This is a genomic window from Chryseobacterium elymi (genome assembly GCF_003385495.1).
GTDB classification, from domain to species: Bacteria; Bacteroidota; Bacteroidia; order Flavobacteriales; family Weeksellaceae; genus Chryseobacterium; species Chryseobacterium elymi.
Genome location: NZ_QNUH01000003.1, coordinates 59,659 through 75,032, shown reverse-complemented (window position 1 = coordinate 75,032; position 15,374 = coordinate 59,659). Strand labels below are relative to the sequence as shown.

Below are 15,374 nucleotides of genomic sequence, written 5' to 3'. Positions count from 1 at the left end.
TTAAGTCTCCGTTTTGCCCAATATTTCAAAAAACTTAAATAAAAAGCTCCTCAGACAAGATGCCTGAAGAGCCTATTTACAAATTAAATTATTTCTTACTTACCGAAAAAGATCTCGTCCTGTTTCTGTTGCTCATTATAAATAAGCTGAAAATTATCTGGCATGTTCTGATAAAGGAGCTTCCATTGTTGGATTTTGGAGTGCTTTTTAAAGCTTTCCAATGATCTTACAAACAGGTTTTCGATCACGGTTCTTACATAAGAATCACCGTTTCTGTAGATCCAGTCCATCAGTTTGATATGATGGGCTACGATGTAGATTTTCGATTCCTGCAGCATATCCTTCAAATAATTGATGGTAGCCTGGATAACGCCGGCAAAGTTTTCCTGAACAGATAACTGTGTGATCTCATTTCGAAGTGGCGGATAGAAAAATTTTAAGTATTCAACGGCTATTTTTTTATTGATAGCCTGCATTTGTACTTTCATCATAACTAATATTTTTCAGTACTTATCTTGCAGCTAAATGTGTACCAAAATTTACAGCATGGCAGCAATTATAAAAACTCCTATGATCACAGCAATGTGAGTAAGCAATACCTCTGTATTATGCCTGTTGGTCGTGGTTTTCCATGTTTTCCAGTCGGATATTTTCCTGATTTTCGTTTTCATAACGTGTTGATTTTGATTGATTTGAATTTTTAATTAAAAGATGATTTTGTAATGAAACAGATGAAATATGTAATAAAGTTTATGTGCCATGGTTGTAAATCTGTCTTGAATAGATTTGCTGCAACTCTTTTGAAATGTGACTAAAGATCACTTTTCTGTATTCTCTGCTGCAGAAAACTGTAAAATTGTCCAGAGAATAAATGAAAATTCCTTCTACTGCGTTTTTTAAAGCAGCATCTCCGTTTGTATAAATTGTGTCCATTTTCTGAAGACTTTTAAACAAAATATTCCTGTCATTCTGTTGGACCATGCTTTTGATATGGTCTGTGAAAGTACGGATCACACTGTAAGAATTTGGATGGGTATTATTAATAAGCTCATTTTCAAAGTCAGGAATAATTTCTGAAATTTCCCGGACAGCTTCTGAATAGTTCATATGATTAGTGATTTTGTTCTAAAAGTTTAATAATAGCTCCAAAGATGAAGATGGTCAGGAAAGCCATGAACAGCATATGGTAAGGTTTCAGCCATTTTGGCGTTTTCGGACCTCTGCTTTTTAATCTTCTTAATTTATCGATGCGGTTTAAGGTATTCAAGTCCATATTGTATGTTTTAAAAGAATGAAGCAAATGGAATTCCTTTGAATGTGGGTTTTATTTAATTAGCATAAAGTCAAATAGTTGTAAAGGATTTATAATGTGCCAGAATCATAATAATCCTGTCAAAATGATAAGGTTTTTATCAAAACGAAATGAAGAAACTTATTTTGAAGTATAATCTGCTCCATCTGCAAAATCTGCGAGAGGTAAAAAATATACTCTTTTAAATAAAATCTAAAAATATCAACTGTTTATGTTTTCTCACAGATTTTGCAGATGGAGCATTTTTTAGTATTCATTTAATAGCGGACAAAACTTAATCATTATATCAACTTTGGCATTTGGGATTATTTTATTTGTATGATGGAAAGGATAGAATGAATATCTTTGCACTCCAAATTATTCAGGACATGTTTTCAAAAATTATAGTACACAGAGTAGGAAATAAAATCAATGGAGAGTCTTTAACGCTTTCTCAGGAAGAGCTGAAGCTGGAAGAAGGAATGGCAGAATTGCTTGAAGATTACTTTTTAGGTTCTTTTAAATCAGAAGAGACCTTCAATTTTTACAGTGACACGTATCTGGTCAATAATCCGGTTTACAGCTCCATATCCGAAATCTTTGAAGATAAAGCCAAATTCCTTTGGGAATCTGAAAATATTGCCAAGCACCTTTTTGAAGCGGCTGAAAACCCAAGAGTTCAGGGTGGAGAACTGTTTATTGTACTTTTTGAAGAGGAAAGTGACCGTCCGGATAAAGTAGATAAGATCGGGATCTTTAAAACGGAGAAGAGAGAATCTTTCCTTAAAATTTCTCCTCAGGGAGAAACTTTTGATATAGAAAAAGACCAGGGAATCGGTTTGTCTAAAATTGACAAAGCAGCTTTGATCTACAACAATAATAAAGAGACCGGATATGTACTTTCTGTAGTTGATAATAACAAAAACGGAGATATGTACTATTGGTTCGAAGACTTCCTGAAAGTAAAACAACGTGACGATGAATATTTCCACACGCAGGAAGCTTTGATGGTTTATAAAGACTATATCACGAAACAGCTTCCACAGGAATTTGAAGTTTCCAAAGCGGACCAGGCCGATTTCTTAAATAAATCCATCAACTTCTTCAAGGAAAAAGAAGAATTTAAATTGGATGATTTTGCCAATGAAGTATTGGGAGACCAGCACGTCATTGAAAGTTTCGTGAATTTCAAGACCGACTACGAGCAGGATATGCAGGTGAATATTGCTGAAGAATTCCCGATCAGTGAAGCAGCAGTAAAGAAAACCCAGCGTCATTTCAAAAGCATTATCAAACTGGACAAAAATTTCCACATCTACATCCATGGCGACAGACAGAAGCTGGAAATGGGAGAGGATGACAAAGGAAAATATTACAGACTTTATTTCGATAAAGAAGTTTAGTCAATTAAAACAATTAAGAAATAGAAGAAGGCTAGTTGAAAAATTAGCCTTCTTTGTGTATTTATGATTTCGCTTCTTTATCTGGGGATTACTTTCTCCTGAAAAATAGTGCTCTTCCATACTCATAATTCATTCTTGCAATATTCAGCACAGAAATTCCCTGAGGGCATTCCACCTCACAGGCCTCGGTATTGGAGCAGTGCCCGAAGAGTTCATGATCCATCTGGCTGACCATACTCAGAACACGTTCGCTTCTTTCTTCTTTACCCTGAGGAAGAAGGACCATATGAGTAATTTTTGAAGAAGTGAATAAAGCGGCGCTTCCATTTTTGCAGGTGGCTACACACGCACCACACCCGATACAGGCTGCAGAATCAAAAGCTTCCTCAGCTGTTTGGTGGGTGACTGCAATTGCGGTGGCATCAGGGGCCTGGCCTGTATTCACCGATACAAATCCGCCTGAAGAAATAATTCTGTCAAAAGCCGACCGATCGACTTTAAGGTCTTTCTTCACCGGAAAAGCTTCTGCCCGGAAAGGCTCGATTAAAATTGTCTCACCGTTCTTGAAAGACCTTAAGTGAAGCTGGCAGGTCGTTGTATTTTTTAAAGGGCCGTGGGCAATTCCGTTGATCATCATACCGCATTGTCCGCAAATCCCTTCCCGGCAGTCGTGATCGAATTCTACAGGTTCATCCCCTTCAGTAATGAGTTTTTCATTTAAAGTATCCAGCATTTCCAGGAAAGACATGTGGGGATTCAGTTCTTTCAGATCATAACTGACCAGCTTCCCTTCGCTCTTTCTGTCTTTCTGTCTCCATATTTTAAGATGTAAATCCATAATTTTTGTTTTTTATTTGTAGCTTCTTACGGTCGGCTGTATTTCTTCAAATATCAGCGGTTCCCTGATCAGTTCCGGTTCTGTACTCTCACCTTTCCATGCCCATGCGGAGATAAACTGATACTCAGCATCATTTCTTAAAGCTTCTCCGTCCGGAGTTTGAAACTCTTCCCTGAAATGGGCACCGCAGGATTCATTCCGGGTTAAAGCGTCATAGCACATCAGCTCACCGATCTCGAAATAATCGGCGATGCGGCCAGCTTTTTCAAGTTCCGAATTCATCTGGTTACCTTGTCCGGAAACCCGTACATCTCTGTAAAATTCCTGTTTTAATTTCCTGATTTCTTCTATCGCGTATTTTAAACCTTCTTCATTTCTAGCCAGACCGCAGTAATCATATAAAAGTTTCCCCAAAGTTTTATGGAAATAATCAACTGTTTTGGTTCCTTTAATATCCATGAAACTCTGAATCTGTTCTTTAACGGCCCTTTCTGCCACATCAAACTCAGGAGCATCCGCTGAAATTTTTCCGGTATGAATGTCATCGGCCAGATAATTGGCAATGGTGTAAGGCGCAATAAAATAGCCGTCTACAGAAGCCTGCAGCAGTGAATTGGCTCCCAGTCTGTTGGCTCCGTGATCCGCAAAATTAGCTTCTCCCAAAGCAAACAATCCGGGAATAGTGGTCATCAGTTCATAATCTACCCAGAGTCCACCCATTGAAAAGTGAGCAGAAGGAGAGATCATCATAGGTTCATTATAGGCATTGTATCCTGTGATCTTAAGATACATATCGAATAAATTGCCATATTTCTCCTGGATCTTTTCCTTTCCCTGTTCTCTTATTGCTTTAGAAAAATCTAGATAAACAGCATTTTTTAGTGGTCCGATTCCAAAACCGGCGTCAATTCTTTCTTTGGCTGCACGGGAAGAAATATCTCTCGGAGCCAGGTTTCCAAAAGCAGGATATCGGCGTTCCAGGTAATAATCTCTTTCGTTTTCCGGAATATCATTAGGCGGTCTGGTTTCATCAGCTTTTAAAGGAACCCAGATCCTTCCGTCATTACGCAATGATTCTGACATCAGAGTGAGTTTAGACTGATAATCTCCGGATTGCGGAAGAGAAGTGGGGTGTACCTGAATCCAGCTGGGGGAAGCCATTAAAGCTCCTTTTTTGTGAGCCCGCCAGATCGCAGAACCGTTACATCCCATGGCTAAGGTTGAGAGATAATAAATTTTTCCATAACCTCCCGTTGCCAGAACAACAGCATGTGCCGCATGTCTTTCAATTTCCCCTGTATCTAGATTTCTTACAATAATTCCTCTTGCTTTTCCATCAATCATGACCAGATCAAGCATTTCATGTCTGGAATACAGCTGTACTGTGCCTTTTCCAACCTGCCTCATCAGTGCCTGGTAGGCTCCCAGAAGAAGTTGTTGTCCGGTCTGTCCTCTTGCATAAAACGTCCGGCTCACCTGAACACCACCGAAGGAACGGTTATTAAGGTAGCCACCATATTCACGTCCGAACGGAACGCCCTGCGCTACGGCCTGATCGATGAGGTTCAGAGAACACTCCGCCATTCGGTATACATTGGCTTCACGGGCTCTGAAATCTCCTCCTTTCAGCGTATCTGCAAACATTCTATAGACGCTGTCGCCATCGTTTTTATAATTTTTAGCGGCATTCACACCGCCTTGCGCGGCCACGGAATGGGCTCTCCTCGGGCTGTCCTGGAAACAGAATGATTTCACATTGTAGCCCATCTCACCCAGAGAAGCCGCAACTGAGCTTCCTGCCAGTCCGGTTCCCACAACAATAATGTCCAGCTTTTTACGGTTAGCAGGATTGACGAGCTTAGCTTTCTTTTTATAGTTGTCCCATTTTTGTTCCAACGGGCCTTGAGGTATTTTTGAATTTAAGATCATAACTTTTCTTTTTAATGGGCAGTAAAGAATACGTAAACCGGCATCAGCGCAAAACCTACGCTGATAATTACTGAATAGACAATTCCGGCAGTTTTGAACCATTTGACAAACTTAGGATGGTATAATCCCAGCGTTCTGGCCGCACTGTGAATCCCATGAATGAGGTGATAGCATAAAGCTCCCATTGATACTACGTAAATGATAACGTACCACCATTCTTTGAATACCGTTACGACAAGAATATACAAATCCTTATTTCCGTTGTCGTCCAGCGGTGGGTTTCCAAATTTGTAGACGTACCAGAAATTCTGAAAGTGGATCACCAAAAAGATCAGAATCAGCGTTCCCAGAATTCCCATATTACGGGAATACCATTTACTGGCTCTTCCACGTCTTTCCGACTGATAACTGCCTCCCGATTTTTTATTTTTTAAAGTAATGACCAATCCGTCCAGGGCATGCAGGATAATACTTGCATACAACACATATGAAACCATCTTGATCAGAATATTTCCGGAAAGAAAATGTGAATAGGCATTAAACTGATGGTGTGCCTGTTCCGGTGGAAGAAACAGCTGGAGGTTTCCCAAGAAATGGATCAACAGGAAGAAGCTCAGGAATAGTCCTGTAAGGCACATCAGCATTTTTCTTGACAAAGTTGACAGCATAATTTTTTATTTAATGATTAGTAATACCCTAAAACTTTCATCCACAGTCCTCCGACTACCATATAGATGATGAGTAACACGATCCCGATTTCAAGACCTCTCAGCCACCAGGCTTTCAGTTCGACATAGCCGCTTCCGTAAAATACCGGAGCAGGACCGTGGCCATAATGGGTAAGTACCCCGTAAATTGAGCCTAGGAAACCAAGCATCATCGCCAGTAACATCGGTGGAATTCCTAAAGAAACACCAACTCCCAATAAGGCGGCATACATAGCAGCTACGTGAGCCGTTGCACTCGCAAAAATATAGTGACTGAAAAAGTATACGACAATAATTACCGGAAAGGCAACCTGCCAGCTTAATCCGCCTATTTTTACTTTGATCAGATCACTGAACCAGCCAATGAAACCGAGCTCATTCAAAGAACTGGCCATCATTACCAGAACAGCAAACCAGACAATCGTGTCCCAGGCCCCTTTTTCACCTTTGATATCTTCCCAGGTCAATACGGAAGTAAGAAGCAGCATAGTCAATCCAATGAAAGCGGTTGTTGTAGCATCTATAGATAATGCTCCTCCAAATATCCAAAGGGCTAAGAGAATAAAGAAAGCAAAGAGCATCAGCCATTCATTTCTGGAAATAGGTCCCATTTCTTTTAATTTCTGAGCGGCCATTTTCGGGGCATCACCTGTTTTTTTCAATTCAGGCGGATATAATTTGTATAAAACCAAAGGCACGACAAAGAATGCCACCAACCCCGGAACGAAACCGGCTGCAGCCCATGACATCCACGTAATATTGATCCCTAAATTGGCTGCAAATTTCTGACACATCGGGTTACTTGCTGTTCCGGTAAGAAACATGGATGAAGCAATGAGATTCATATAGTAACTGTTCAGGGTAAGGAAAGAACCTAGTTTTCTGTGGGTTTCCGGCTTTTCAGGAACAGAATCGAAACTGATGGCCATAGATTTCATAATCGGGTAGATGATTCCGCCACCTCTTGCGGTATTACTAGGAATGGCCGGAGCCAGGCATACATCGGCTAATCCCAGGCCGTAAGCCAGTCCCAACGAGCTTTTACCGAAGATTCTGATGAATAAAAAGGCAATCCTGTTTCCCAGGCCGGTTTTGATAAACCCTCTGGCAATAAAGAATGAAATCCCGATCAGCCAGATCACTTTATCTCCAAAACCTGATAATGCTTTCGTGATGGATTTTCCGGCATCTCCCGGTGCCACTACTTGGGTAAGCGCCGTAAATGCAATAGCCATCATACACATGGTTCCCATGGGGGCGGCTTTAAGGATAATTCCTAAGATGGTAGCGGCAAAAATAGCAAACAGATGCCAGGCATTTTCAGCGACACCTTCCGGGGCAGGAATAAACCATATGATCAGCGCAACGGCAAACGTTATCGCGATATTTGTGATATTAATTTCTTTCATGATCTATAAATATTTAAGCGGTTAAAATCTACTTTGTACCTGAACAATGAATAGATTATTATTGTATTGTGATGTGTTTTCTACCTGATGCTTGTAACGGTCAAACTGTACGCCCAGCTGGATTCTTGCGCCGTAGTTTTTCAGGAACTCCAGTCCGAGCATAGGAGTGATGGTTTGTCTTGGGTTAGAATTAAGCCTGAAGTTAGTATCCAGATATTCATACCGGCAGGACAGTTCAAAAGCGCTGAGGTTTTTATGATTAATCTCGTATCTTACATTCGGAAGGAAATAAGCCCCACGGATCAGATACTGGTCAGGATTCGAAGGTCTCAGCTCCGGATCGATTGTGTTGTAAAGGACATGATTGGTTGCCTGTTTGGCTTCCAGCTGCATATCAAGGCTCCATTTCGGGTCAAACTGGATCAGTGAGCTGAGGTCAATCCCTACTGCATATACTTTTTTACTCAAAACTTCGCCGATACCTCCGTTCAGTCCGACATTAAAATTGTATTTTTTAGACAGACCAAAAACCAATCTTGTAGAATATTGCTTCCCGTTATCATTGTCATTAATCTGATTCTTTCCGTTTCCGTTGACGACTGATACTGCATATTGGAAAGGAATTTTTCCTAACTGAAGCTGTCCGGTGGCAGAAAGTCCGATCTGAAAGCTCGTCCAGCCCAGTTTTCCGAATTCTGTATATTGATTGGACCAATCCAGAGACTTAATGATGTCGATAGGATATGTTTCCTCAATCCCAAACCAAGGCCTGAACTGACCGACAGTAAAGGCTAATTTAGGGTTGAAAGTATATTTCAGATAAGCATTTTCAAGGACCCTGCTTTTAGGATCGTTTTTGAAGTCAGCGAAATTGGCGAGTGCCACGACTTCTGTTCTTTTGCTGATTTGTGCACGTACCTGGACCCTCATATATTTGAGCATGAAATTGTTGCTGGTTCCTGATCCGTCTGCATGATGCAGACCGTTCACATCGACATCTTCAGTCATACCTACGAGATAGCGTGCCTGAAAAAGTCCTTTGATCTGAAGTATAGGGTATTTTATAGGGTCTTCTTCCTGTTTATCCGGGTGAAGTGAATCCTGGATCTGCGCATTGGCTGAAAAAGCAACCAGTAAAATGCATAGTAAAAGACTTCTCTTTTTTAGTGAAAAAAGGGTCATAGTATTTGTGTTAATGATTATTATTTAAAAGTTCTGGGAATTTGAAAGGTACTGACTCCAATGATTGCTACTCATTCTATGAACTGGAATCTTTGTAATTTCCTTTATACTGATTCCTAATATACAAATAGGGGTGATAATTATTAAAGGGAACTTTTTCATAGTCGTGTTATTTGAATTTAAGTGAAGGTTTTATTGAAAATAATGAAAAATAATTTAATTTCCCCAAGCGTATTCCTTGTTTGGTGACATAAATTTAATAAATTTTGCATTAATTAACATAATTATTTTGGTGTTAATACAAAATTCATGTGATGAATCATGATCATAAAATTAAACTTGATTTGCCATAAAATTTTTAGTATATTATGAATAAACCCTTTAATTGATATTGAAGAAATAGAGTATTTAAGCTGAAAATAAGATCTATTAATCGTGTTAATTACCGACATAGTGTTGCTTTAAGGTCTTTCGTGATTTAATACCACAAAGTAATATGCCGTTAAAAAAATCGTTATCTTTGATAGATCAAAGAAATATATGAATTTTGTAGAGTGTCATGAGGAACCCATCCATATTCCTGGGTATATACAAAGTTTTGGATACCTGATTGGCATTGATGCAGAATCTCAATCCATCACTTTTTTCAGCCGGAATATTACGGATATATTCAGAATCGGAAATGCGGAACAGCTTTTTGGAAGAAGCCTTGTGGATTTTCCTGAAATCTTCCATACTGTTATTGACTCCGATCTTTATAATTCCTTGCAGGACTTTACAAGAAGAGAAAATGAGACGCATTTTGATAAAGTATTTATCCGTGGAAAAGAATATCATTTTTCTGTTTTCAGAAGCGGTAAACATATTTTCCTTGAATTTGAGGCGGTACTGAAAAATCCCAATAAGCGCATTTCTAATAAGTATGACAATTTTTATGTCATAGATAATGAGAAAGAACTGTGGGAACAATTGCTAAGTACGCTTTCTAAAATTGTGAATTATGACCGGATGATGGTTTATAAATTTATGATGGACGGCTCGGGAAAAGTGATTGCAGAAAGAAGGAATGATAATATGGAAAGCTATCTGGGACTTTATTACCCTGAATCTGATATTCCAAGGCAGGCCAGAGAGCTTTATTTAAAGAAAAGAAAAAGAATATTTAGTAATGTATATGCTGAAACGGTTCCGCTGATAAGCAGAACGGATGAAAATATTGATCTTACTTTTGTGGCTTCAAGAGGAATGTCACCTGTTCATGGGCAGTATATTAAAAATTCCGGAGCTTCTTCCAGTTTCAGTGTGTCTATTATTATCGAGGACCATCTTTGGGGTCTGGTTACCTGCCAGAATTCGGAGGCCAAGCATATTGATCTTGAAGACAGGGTACAGGCAGGGATTTTTACGGCTCTGGCTTCCAATGCCTATTCTTCATTTAAATCTAAAAATGAACTGAAATACCGTCTGGAGCTGAACGAAAAATCGTCCCAGCTGAAAGCGGAGTTTTTGAAACATAATAATCTTTTTGATTCTCTTGTAGACAATAAAGGAAAGATAAGAAAACTGCCTGAGGCAGATGGTTTAGCTATTATTTCGGAAGGAAATACGGTTACTGTTGGAGTGGTTCCTGAAAACGGGATTATTGATACAATTGCACATTGGGCCCTTGAGAATACGGCTGAAAGTATTTTTGTGAGCAGAAGCTTCCTTAAAGATCATGGCGAGGAACTGGGACTGGATGAAAATGCAGCCGGAATCATTATTTACTTTATTGAAAGGAGCAAAAAAGAAATGCTTATCTGGTTCCGTAAAGAGTTTGATGAACATATCGACTGGGCCGGAAATCCTGAGAAGAAAGTAGAAGTATTGCTGCAGGACGGTAAGGAAATACAGGTTGTTTCGCCAAGAACCTCTTTCCAGATTTTTACAGAAAATATCAAAGGAAATTCAAAGAGATGGAATGCCAGAGATGTCGTTTCGGTACAGGCTGTCCGCGATGTGATCCTGGAAACCTCTCATAAGCATTACAACGCGATCAAAGCACTGAATAATGAACTGAGAAAGGTAAATGAAGAGCTTGACAGTTTTTCTTACACCATCTCTCATGATCTGGGAACACCTTTAACCGTGATGAAACTGAATGCACAGATGCTGCTTTCTAATTTTGAAAAAACGGAAAAAAATAAAAATAAGCTGAATTCTATTGTTGAAGAAATCGACAACATGGCAGAAATGATGCACGATGTACTCCAGCTAAGCCGTGCCAAACACAGCGAGATAGAACTGCAATGCCTGCAGCCTCTGAATATGATCCAGAAAATATCGGAAAATGCAAAGATCACCTTCGATAGTCCGAAAAGCATAATCACAATTAAAGAATGTCCCGATGTACTTTCGGATAAAACGATGCTTCATCAGGTATTTTTAAATATCATCAATAATGCTGTAAAATATTCTTCAAATCAGGAAGAACCAAAAGTGGAAATCTGGGGAACTGAAGAAGGCAGAACTGTTGTATACAGAATCTCAGATAACGGTATTGGAATTCCTGAGCAGGAAAAGCATAAAATGTTCAAGATATTCAACAGGATGGATAATGCTAAAACATTCAAAGGAAATGGTATAGGGCTGTCTATTGTGCACAGAATTATGAAACGTATCGGTGGAAATGTGGATTATGAGAGCAATAAAGAAGGGACTTGTTTTATTTTAACGTTCAAAAAACCGTAAATTTGGAAAACTTTAAATCCTTATTTATGGTATCAGAGTATCTTAAGCAAAATACAGCGGAATATCACGATGCTGCAGAGAAACTTTTCAATTCTGAAAAAATTTTTAATAAGACCTTCACATTAGAAGATTACAAAAAGATCATCAATACAAATTATCTGATGCTTCTTCACAGTGAAGATAAAATATTCAGAAGTCTTTCTGATAAGTATTCGGAGAAACTTCAGCTCAGCGACAGGAAAAAACTTTCCCTTATCGAAAAGGATCTTGAAAGCCTTTCTCTGGAAAATCAGGATGCATCCCACAATCTTGAGTTTAATAATGAACATGAAGCTTTGGGAGCGATGTACGTGATAGAAGGTTCTACTTTAGGTGGAAATGTGATCGCCAAACAGCTTTCTAAAACAGAAGGTTTTGATGATGTGACCTTCAATTTCTTCGGATGTTACCAGGAAAATACGGGCTCGATGTGGAAAAACTTTAAAGAGGTTTTGGATACTGAAGTTACCGAGGAAAATTACAATGAGGTGCTGTCGGGAGCAAAAAAGCTATATACATTTTTACTGAACGTCAATTAATTTCTTTGAACCTCAATTAAATTCCTGAAAAATTGCCCACATTTTCAGGAATTGTTAAATTTGGGCGTTTCAATTTTTAAACTAAACTAAAAAATAATTAAAAAAAAGTATACAATATGAAAGTAACTGTAGTAGGTGCAGGCGCTGTAGGAGCAAGCTGTGCAGAATACATCGCAATGAAAAACTTCTGTTCAGAAGTAGTTTTAGTAGATATTAAAGAAGGATTTGCTGAAGGTAAAGCAATGGATTTGATGCAAACAGCATCGCTTAACGGATTCGATACAAAAATTACCGGAACAACAGGAGATTACAGCAAAACTGCAGGTTCTCATGTAGCAGTGATCACTTCAGGTATTCCAAGAAAGCCTGGAATGACAAGAGAGGAACTAATTGGTATCAACGCCGGTATTGTGAAAGAAGTTACTGAAAATTTAGTAAAGAATTCTCCGGAAGTTATTATCATCGTAGTTTCTAACCCAATGGATACTATGGCTTATCTGGTACACAAAACTTCAGGTCTTCCTAAGCACAAGATCATCGGAATGGGTGGTGCATTGGATTCTGCAAGATTCAAATACAGATTGGCTGAAGCATTGGAAAGTCCTATTTCTGACGTGGACGGGATGGTAATCGCTGCACACAGCGACACGGGAATGCTACCATTATTAAGCAAAGCTACAAGAAATGGTATTCCTGTAACTGAATTCTTAAGTGACGAGCAACAAAAATATGTTATCGAGGAAACTAAAGTAGGAGGAGCTACATTAACTAAATTATTAGGGACTTCAGCTTGGTATGCACCGGGTGCAGCAGTTTCTGTAATGGTTCAGGCGATCGCTTGCGACCAGAAGAAAATGATCCCTTGTTCCCTAATGCTTGAAGGTGAATACGGGCAAAATGATATTTGCTTAGGGGTTCCGGCTATTATCGGAGCAAACGGAGTAGAGAAAATTGTTAATGTAACACTTACTGCAGATGAGCAGTTGAAGTTTTCTGAAGCAGCTAATGCGGTAAGAGAAGTGAACGGAGATCTTAAATTTTAATTAATTTAAGCTTTATATAAAGACTCAGCGCGGCCGAAGGCCGCGCTGAGTCTTTTTTTTGTATCCTGTTTTATTTGTTTTAAAACTTCCAATAGTTCGGTTTTATGGGAATAATTTGCAATTTAAAAATAAAAACGCCCTCATTGGTGCGTTTTTATATTGATGACTATGAGGTTATAGTTTATATGTTTCCCTCCACTTAAATATAGGTTTGAAAACATTATAAGAATAATCTTGTCTTGCAATACCAATGTCGAATCCTGAACCGATCACTACATTTAATACGTCCTGATCATTTTCATAAACATTACTGTTAATAAATGTTTCAACAGCTTCTTTAATAATCGGATCGTTCTCCATGTGGCCGTTGAACTGCTGTTTCTTATCAGTTTTAATAGATATGGTATAAACGTATTGTTTGCTTCCTGAAAAATGATTCATTGATATTGATGCCCTTGAAACATGATCCTGCTTCGAAATCATTTCATAAACCGGAAGTAGTTTTTTTATTTCGCTATTGCTGTTGTAATTATAAATTGATGTTATAATTACAAGTAAAAGAAGACCACCCGTAATATAGAATGGCAGTTTTTTCGGTTGAGGCATTATGGTGACCGTACTGTTTCTGTGATCCTGAACGACATATGTTTTTGCCACGATATCATGCAGAGACTGTCTTGTTTCTTTATTGAAAATGTAAAATACCATAATTCCCAAACCTAAAGTGAAAATAATGATCGACTGGATAATATTAACTACTGAGAATGTTGCTGTATCTGTAATTTTAAATCCGTTCAGAAAAAATGGAGTAGTAAGAATCAGACCTCTAATGAATGAGGTTTTTAAGTCAACTGTTTTTCCTTCAATATTGGTTACTTGGATCTTCATTAACTTTTTGCCCATGGTCTGACCGTTGTTCAGCTCGGAATTTAAAATTGTAAAATAAGCCAAAGAAATAATCCATCCGATTAATTTGGCACTTTCTCCCATGGAAATAAAGAAATTTTCGAAGGTGAAGCCTAGTATAAATCCAATGATTCCGAGTATAAGTGAATCAATTAATAAGGCCCATATTCTTGCCCAGAAACCTGATAGAAACAGATTATTTTTCATTTTAGCTTAAATTTTAAAGACCCGAAATTAATGAAATTTTTATTGTTGTCCTAAATAAAATAGGATGCCAATTGGGCTGTGTTTTTATAGCGGTTTGTAATTTGGATAATGATGTTTGAATATGAAAAATGAGTTACTTTTTATATTTGTGTATAAAACGCCAAACTGCATTCACGAACTTCTCGTTTTTCTCATAATACAAAAGATGTCCTCCGTCAATAGAAATAACTTTCTGATTAGGGAACTGAAATGTTTTATAATGTTGTGTTCCTACGGCTTTATCCTTTTTTCCGGTGATAACTAAAACCGGCACATAAATATCTTTCGTGATTGGTGCATAATCAGTATAGTATTCAGGGAATTCTTTAGGTTTCGAGATCACGGCCATACCGAAATCTATGATTCTGGGATGAATGGAATCTATCTTGTCCATCTGCTTAATAGTTTCGATATCCTCGGTGAGAAATTTATATCCGATTCTTTTTTTTCGTAATGCCACACTTAATTTCGAAAGTTCTGCAGAGAGACTATCTTCAGAAACAGCTTTATTGGGTTGACTGAGAAGACTGTTTCCATATTCGATCTGTTCTTTCACGGATTCGTTATTCAGGAAATGAAGAGTAATATTGGACAGAATAAGCCCTTTTGTATATTCAGGATATTTTTTAGCATAATTCACAGCGATAATTCCTCCAAAGGAATGAGCGAGCAGAAAAACTTTATCAATCTTCAGATGCTGTCTCAGCTCTTCAATATCCTGAACCATCGCATCCAGATGATAATTTTCCGATTTTCCCGACTCACCGGATCCACGCTGGTCCATATAAATCATCTGCATATTTTTCTCCAGAGCATTTCCTCCTAAGCATTCAAATGAAGGGTATCCCTGTCCCGGACCACCCGGCACGTAGATGCAGGCTTCTCCTTTTCCTGAAATTTTGTATTTGATCCTGATATGATCTGAGGTTTCAAAAAAGCTTTCGAAACTACTTTTCTGTGCTGAAATAAAAGTTACAGAGAAAAATATAAACAGAAGTAAATAAATGGTTTTCATATAAGAGTAACAGTTGAAGAATCAGATTTATTACTTTATGCTAAATTAAGAATTGATATTATGAGTTTCTATAAAAGCTTGTCAAGAATAAAACGCA

Annotated in this window: 15 protein-coding genes; 4 read left to right on the top strand and 11 right to left on the bottom strand. The window is 38.3% G+C overall.

Annotation, left to right across the window (positions count from 1 at the left end; translation table 11 throughout):
* Positions 1-95 precede the first annotated feature (95 nt).
* The 4 genes from DRF60_RS04225 to DRF60_RS21340 form a co-directional block, all read right to left on the bottom strand.
* Positions 96-491: a DUF7674 family protein gene (locus tag DRF60_RS04225; protein ID WP_116010877.1), complete on the bottom strand. Its 396-nt coding sequence runs from the start codon at positions 489-491 to the stop codon at positions 96-98.
* A gap of 48 nt (positions 492-539) precedes the next feature.
* Entirely contained in the window at positions 540-671 is a 132-nt protein-coding gene (locus tag DRF60_RS21730; RefSeq protein WP_262510862.1) for a hypothetical protein, read from the bottom strand.
* 79 nt (positions 672-750) lie between these two features.
* Complete coding sequence (locus tag DRF60_RS04220; protein ID WP_116010876.1) at positions 751-1,107, bottom strand: DUF7674 family protein; 357 nt, start codon at positions 1,105-1,107, stop codon at positions 751-753.
* 4 nt (positions 1,108-1,111) lie between these two features.
* Positions 1,112-1,273: a hypothetical protein gene (locus tag DRF60_RS21340; protein WP_167443702.1), complete on the bottom strand. Its 162-nt coding sequence runs from the start codon at positions 1,271-1,273 to the stop codon at positions 1,112-1,114.
* Between the two features lie 407 nt (positions 1,274-1,680).
* On the opposite strand from DRF60_RS21340, the gene DRF60_RS04215 reads away from it, so the two are divergent.
* Complete coding sequence (locus DRF60_RS04215) at positions 1,681-2,694, top strand: nucleoid-associated protein (protein WP_116011079.1); 1,014 nt, start codon at positions 1,681-1,683, stop codon at positions 2,692-2,694.
* An 88-nt stretch (positions 2,695-2,782) separates the two neighbouring features.
* On the opposite strand, the gene DRF60_RS04210 is transcribed toward DRF60_RS04215, so the two are convergent.
* The 5 genes from DRF60_RS04210 to DRF60_RS04190 are packed head-to-tail and all read right to left on the bottom strand — an operon-like array spanning position 2,783 to position 8,759.
* A complete protein-coding gene (locus DRF60_RS04210; protein WP_116010875.1) occupies positions 2,783-3,532 on the bottom strand; it encodes a succinate dehydrogenase/fumarate reductase iron-sulfur subunit in 750 nt (249 codons plus the stop codon).
* Between the two features lie 12 nt (positions 3,533-3,544).
* Positions 3,545-5,461: a fumarate reductase/succinate dehydrogenase flavoprotein subunit gene (locus DRF60_RS04205; RefSeq protein ID WP_116010874.1), complete on the bottom strand. Its 1,917-nt coding sequence runs from the start codon at positions 5,459-5,461 to the stop codon at positions 3,545-3,547.
* An 11-nt stretch (positions 5,462-5,472) separates the two neighbouring features.
* Positions 5,473-6,129, bottom strand: coding sequence for a succinate dehydrogenase cytochrome b subunit (locus tag DRF60_RS04200; RefSeq protein ID WP_116010873.1), 657 nt, complete (start codon positions 6,127-6,129; stop codon positions 5,473-5,475).
* A 17-nt stretch (positions 6,130-6,146) separates the two neighbouring features.
* Complete coding sequence (locus DRF60_RS04195; protein ID WP_116010872.1) at positions 6,147-7,577, bottom strand: anion permease; 1,431 nt, start codon at positions 7,575-7,577, stop codon at positions 6,147-6,149.
* Positions 7,578-7,598: 21 nt separating this feature from the next.
* Entirely contained in the window at positions 7,599-8,759 is a 1,161-nt protein-coding gene (locus tag DRF60_RS04190; protein WP_116010871.1) for a porin, read from the bottom strand.
* Between the two features lie 540 nt (positions 8,760-9,299).
* Between DRF60_RS04190 and DRF60_RS04185 the strand changes: the two genes are divergently transcribed.
* The 3 genes from DRF60_RS04185 (at position 9,300) to DRF60_RS04175 (ending at position 13,110) form a co-directional block, all read left to right on the top strand.
* A complete protein-coding gene (locus DRF60_RS04185; protein ID WP_116010870.1) occupies positions 9,300-11,489 on the top strand; it encodes an ATP-binding protein in 2,190 nt (729 codons plus the stop codon).
* 26 nt (positions 11,490-11,515) lie between these two features.
* On the top strand, positions 11,516-12,067 hold the full coding sequence (locus DRF60_RS04180) for a biliverdin-producing heme oxygenase (RefSeq protein ID WP_116010869.1): 552 nt from the start codon (positions 11,516-11,518) through the stop codon (positions 12,065-12,067).
* A gap of 116 nt (positions 12,068-12,183) precedes the next feature.
* Positions 12,184-13,110, top strand: coding sequence for a malate dehydrogenase (locus DRF60_RS04175; RefSeq protein ID WP_116010868.1), 927 nt, complete (start codon positions 12,184-12,186; stop codon positions 13,108-13,110).
* A gap of 174 nt (positions 13,111-13,284) precedes the next feature.
* Here DRF60_RS04175 and DRF60_RS04170 read toward each other — a convergent pair whose 3' ends face one another.
* Positions 13,285-14,223 (bottom strand): RDD family protein, encoded by a 939-nt coding sequence (locus tag DRF60_RS04170; RefSeq protein WP_116010867.1) that lies wholly within the window; start codon positions 14,221-14,223, stop codon positions 13,285-13,287.
* 133 nt (positions 14,224-14,356) lie between these two features.
* A complete protein-coding gene (locus tag DRF60_RS04165; protein ID WP_116010866.1) occupies positions 14,357-15,277 on the bottom strand; it encodes an alpha/beta fold hydrolase in 921 nt (306 codons plus the stop codon).
* Positions 15,278-15,374 lie beyond the last annotated feature (97 nt).

What these genes read in the sequence shown, in the direction of transcription:
- DRF60_RS04185 (WP_116010870.1), top strand. Translation starts at nt 9,300, where the DNA reads ATGAATTTTGTAGAGTGTCATGAGGAACCCATCCATATTCCTGGGTAT.
- DRF60_RS04215 (WP_116011079.1), top strand. Translation starts at nt 1,681, where the DNA reads ATGTTTTCAAAAATTATAGTACACAGAGTAGGAAATAAAATCAATGGA.
- DRF60_RS04225 (WP_116010877.1), bottom strand. Translation starts at nt 491, where the DNA reads ATGATGAAAGTACAAATGCAGGCTATCAATAAAAAAATAGCCGTTGAA.
- DRF60_RS04220 (WP_116010876.1), bottom strand. Translation starts at nt 1,107, where the DNA reads ATGAACTATTCAGAAGCTGTCCGGGAAATTTCAGAAATTATTCCTGAC.
- DRF60_RS04210 (WP_116010875.1), bottom strand. Translation starts at nt 3,532, where the DNA reads ATGGATTTACATCTTAAAATATGGAGACAGAAAGACAGAAAGAGCGAA.
- DRF60_RS04190 (WP_116010871.1), bottom strand. Translation starts at nt 8,759, where the DNA reads ATGACCCTTTTTTCACTAAAAAAGAGAAGTCTTTTACTATGCATTTTA.
- DRF60_RS04200 (WP_116010873.1), bottom strand. Translation starts at nt 6,129, where the DNA reads ATGCTGTCAACTTTGTCAAGAAAAATGCTGATGTGCCTTACAGGACTA.
- DRF60_RS04205 (WP_116010874.1), bottom strand. Translation starts at nt 5,461, where the DNA reads ATGATCTTAAATTCAAAAATACCTCAAGGCCCGTTGGAACAAAAATGG.
- DRF60_RS21730 (WP_262510862.1), bottom strand. Translation starts at nt 671, where the DNA reads ATGAAAACGAAAATCAGGAAAATATCCGACTGGAAAACATGGAAAACC.
- DRF60_RS04165 (WP_116010866.1), bottom strand. Translation starts at nt 15,277, where the DNA reads ATGAAAACCATTTATTTACTTCTGTTTATATTTTTCTCTGTAACTTTT.
- DRF60_RS21340 (WP_167443702.1), bottom strand. Translation starts at nt 1,273, where the DNA reads ATGGACTTGAATACCTTAAACCGCATCGATAAATTAAGAAGATTAAAA.
- DRF60_RS04195 (WP_116010872.1), bottom strand. Translation starts at nt 7,577, where the DNA reads ATGAAAGAAATTAATATCACAAATATCGCGATAACGTTTGCCGTTGCG.
- DRF60_RS04170 (WP_116010867.1), bottom strand. Translation starts at nt 14,223, where the DNA reads ATGAAAAATAATCTGTTTCTATCAGGTTTCTGGGCAAGAATATGGGCC.
- DRF60_RS04175 (WP_116010868.1), top strand. Translation starts at nt 12,184, where the DNA reads ATGAAAGTAACTGTAGTAGGTGCAGGCGCTGTAGGAGCAAGCTGTGCA.
- DRF60_RS04180 (WP_116010869.1), top strand. Translation starts at nt 11,516, where the DNA reads ATGGTATCAGAGTATCTTAAGCAAAATACAGCGGAATATCACGATGCT.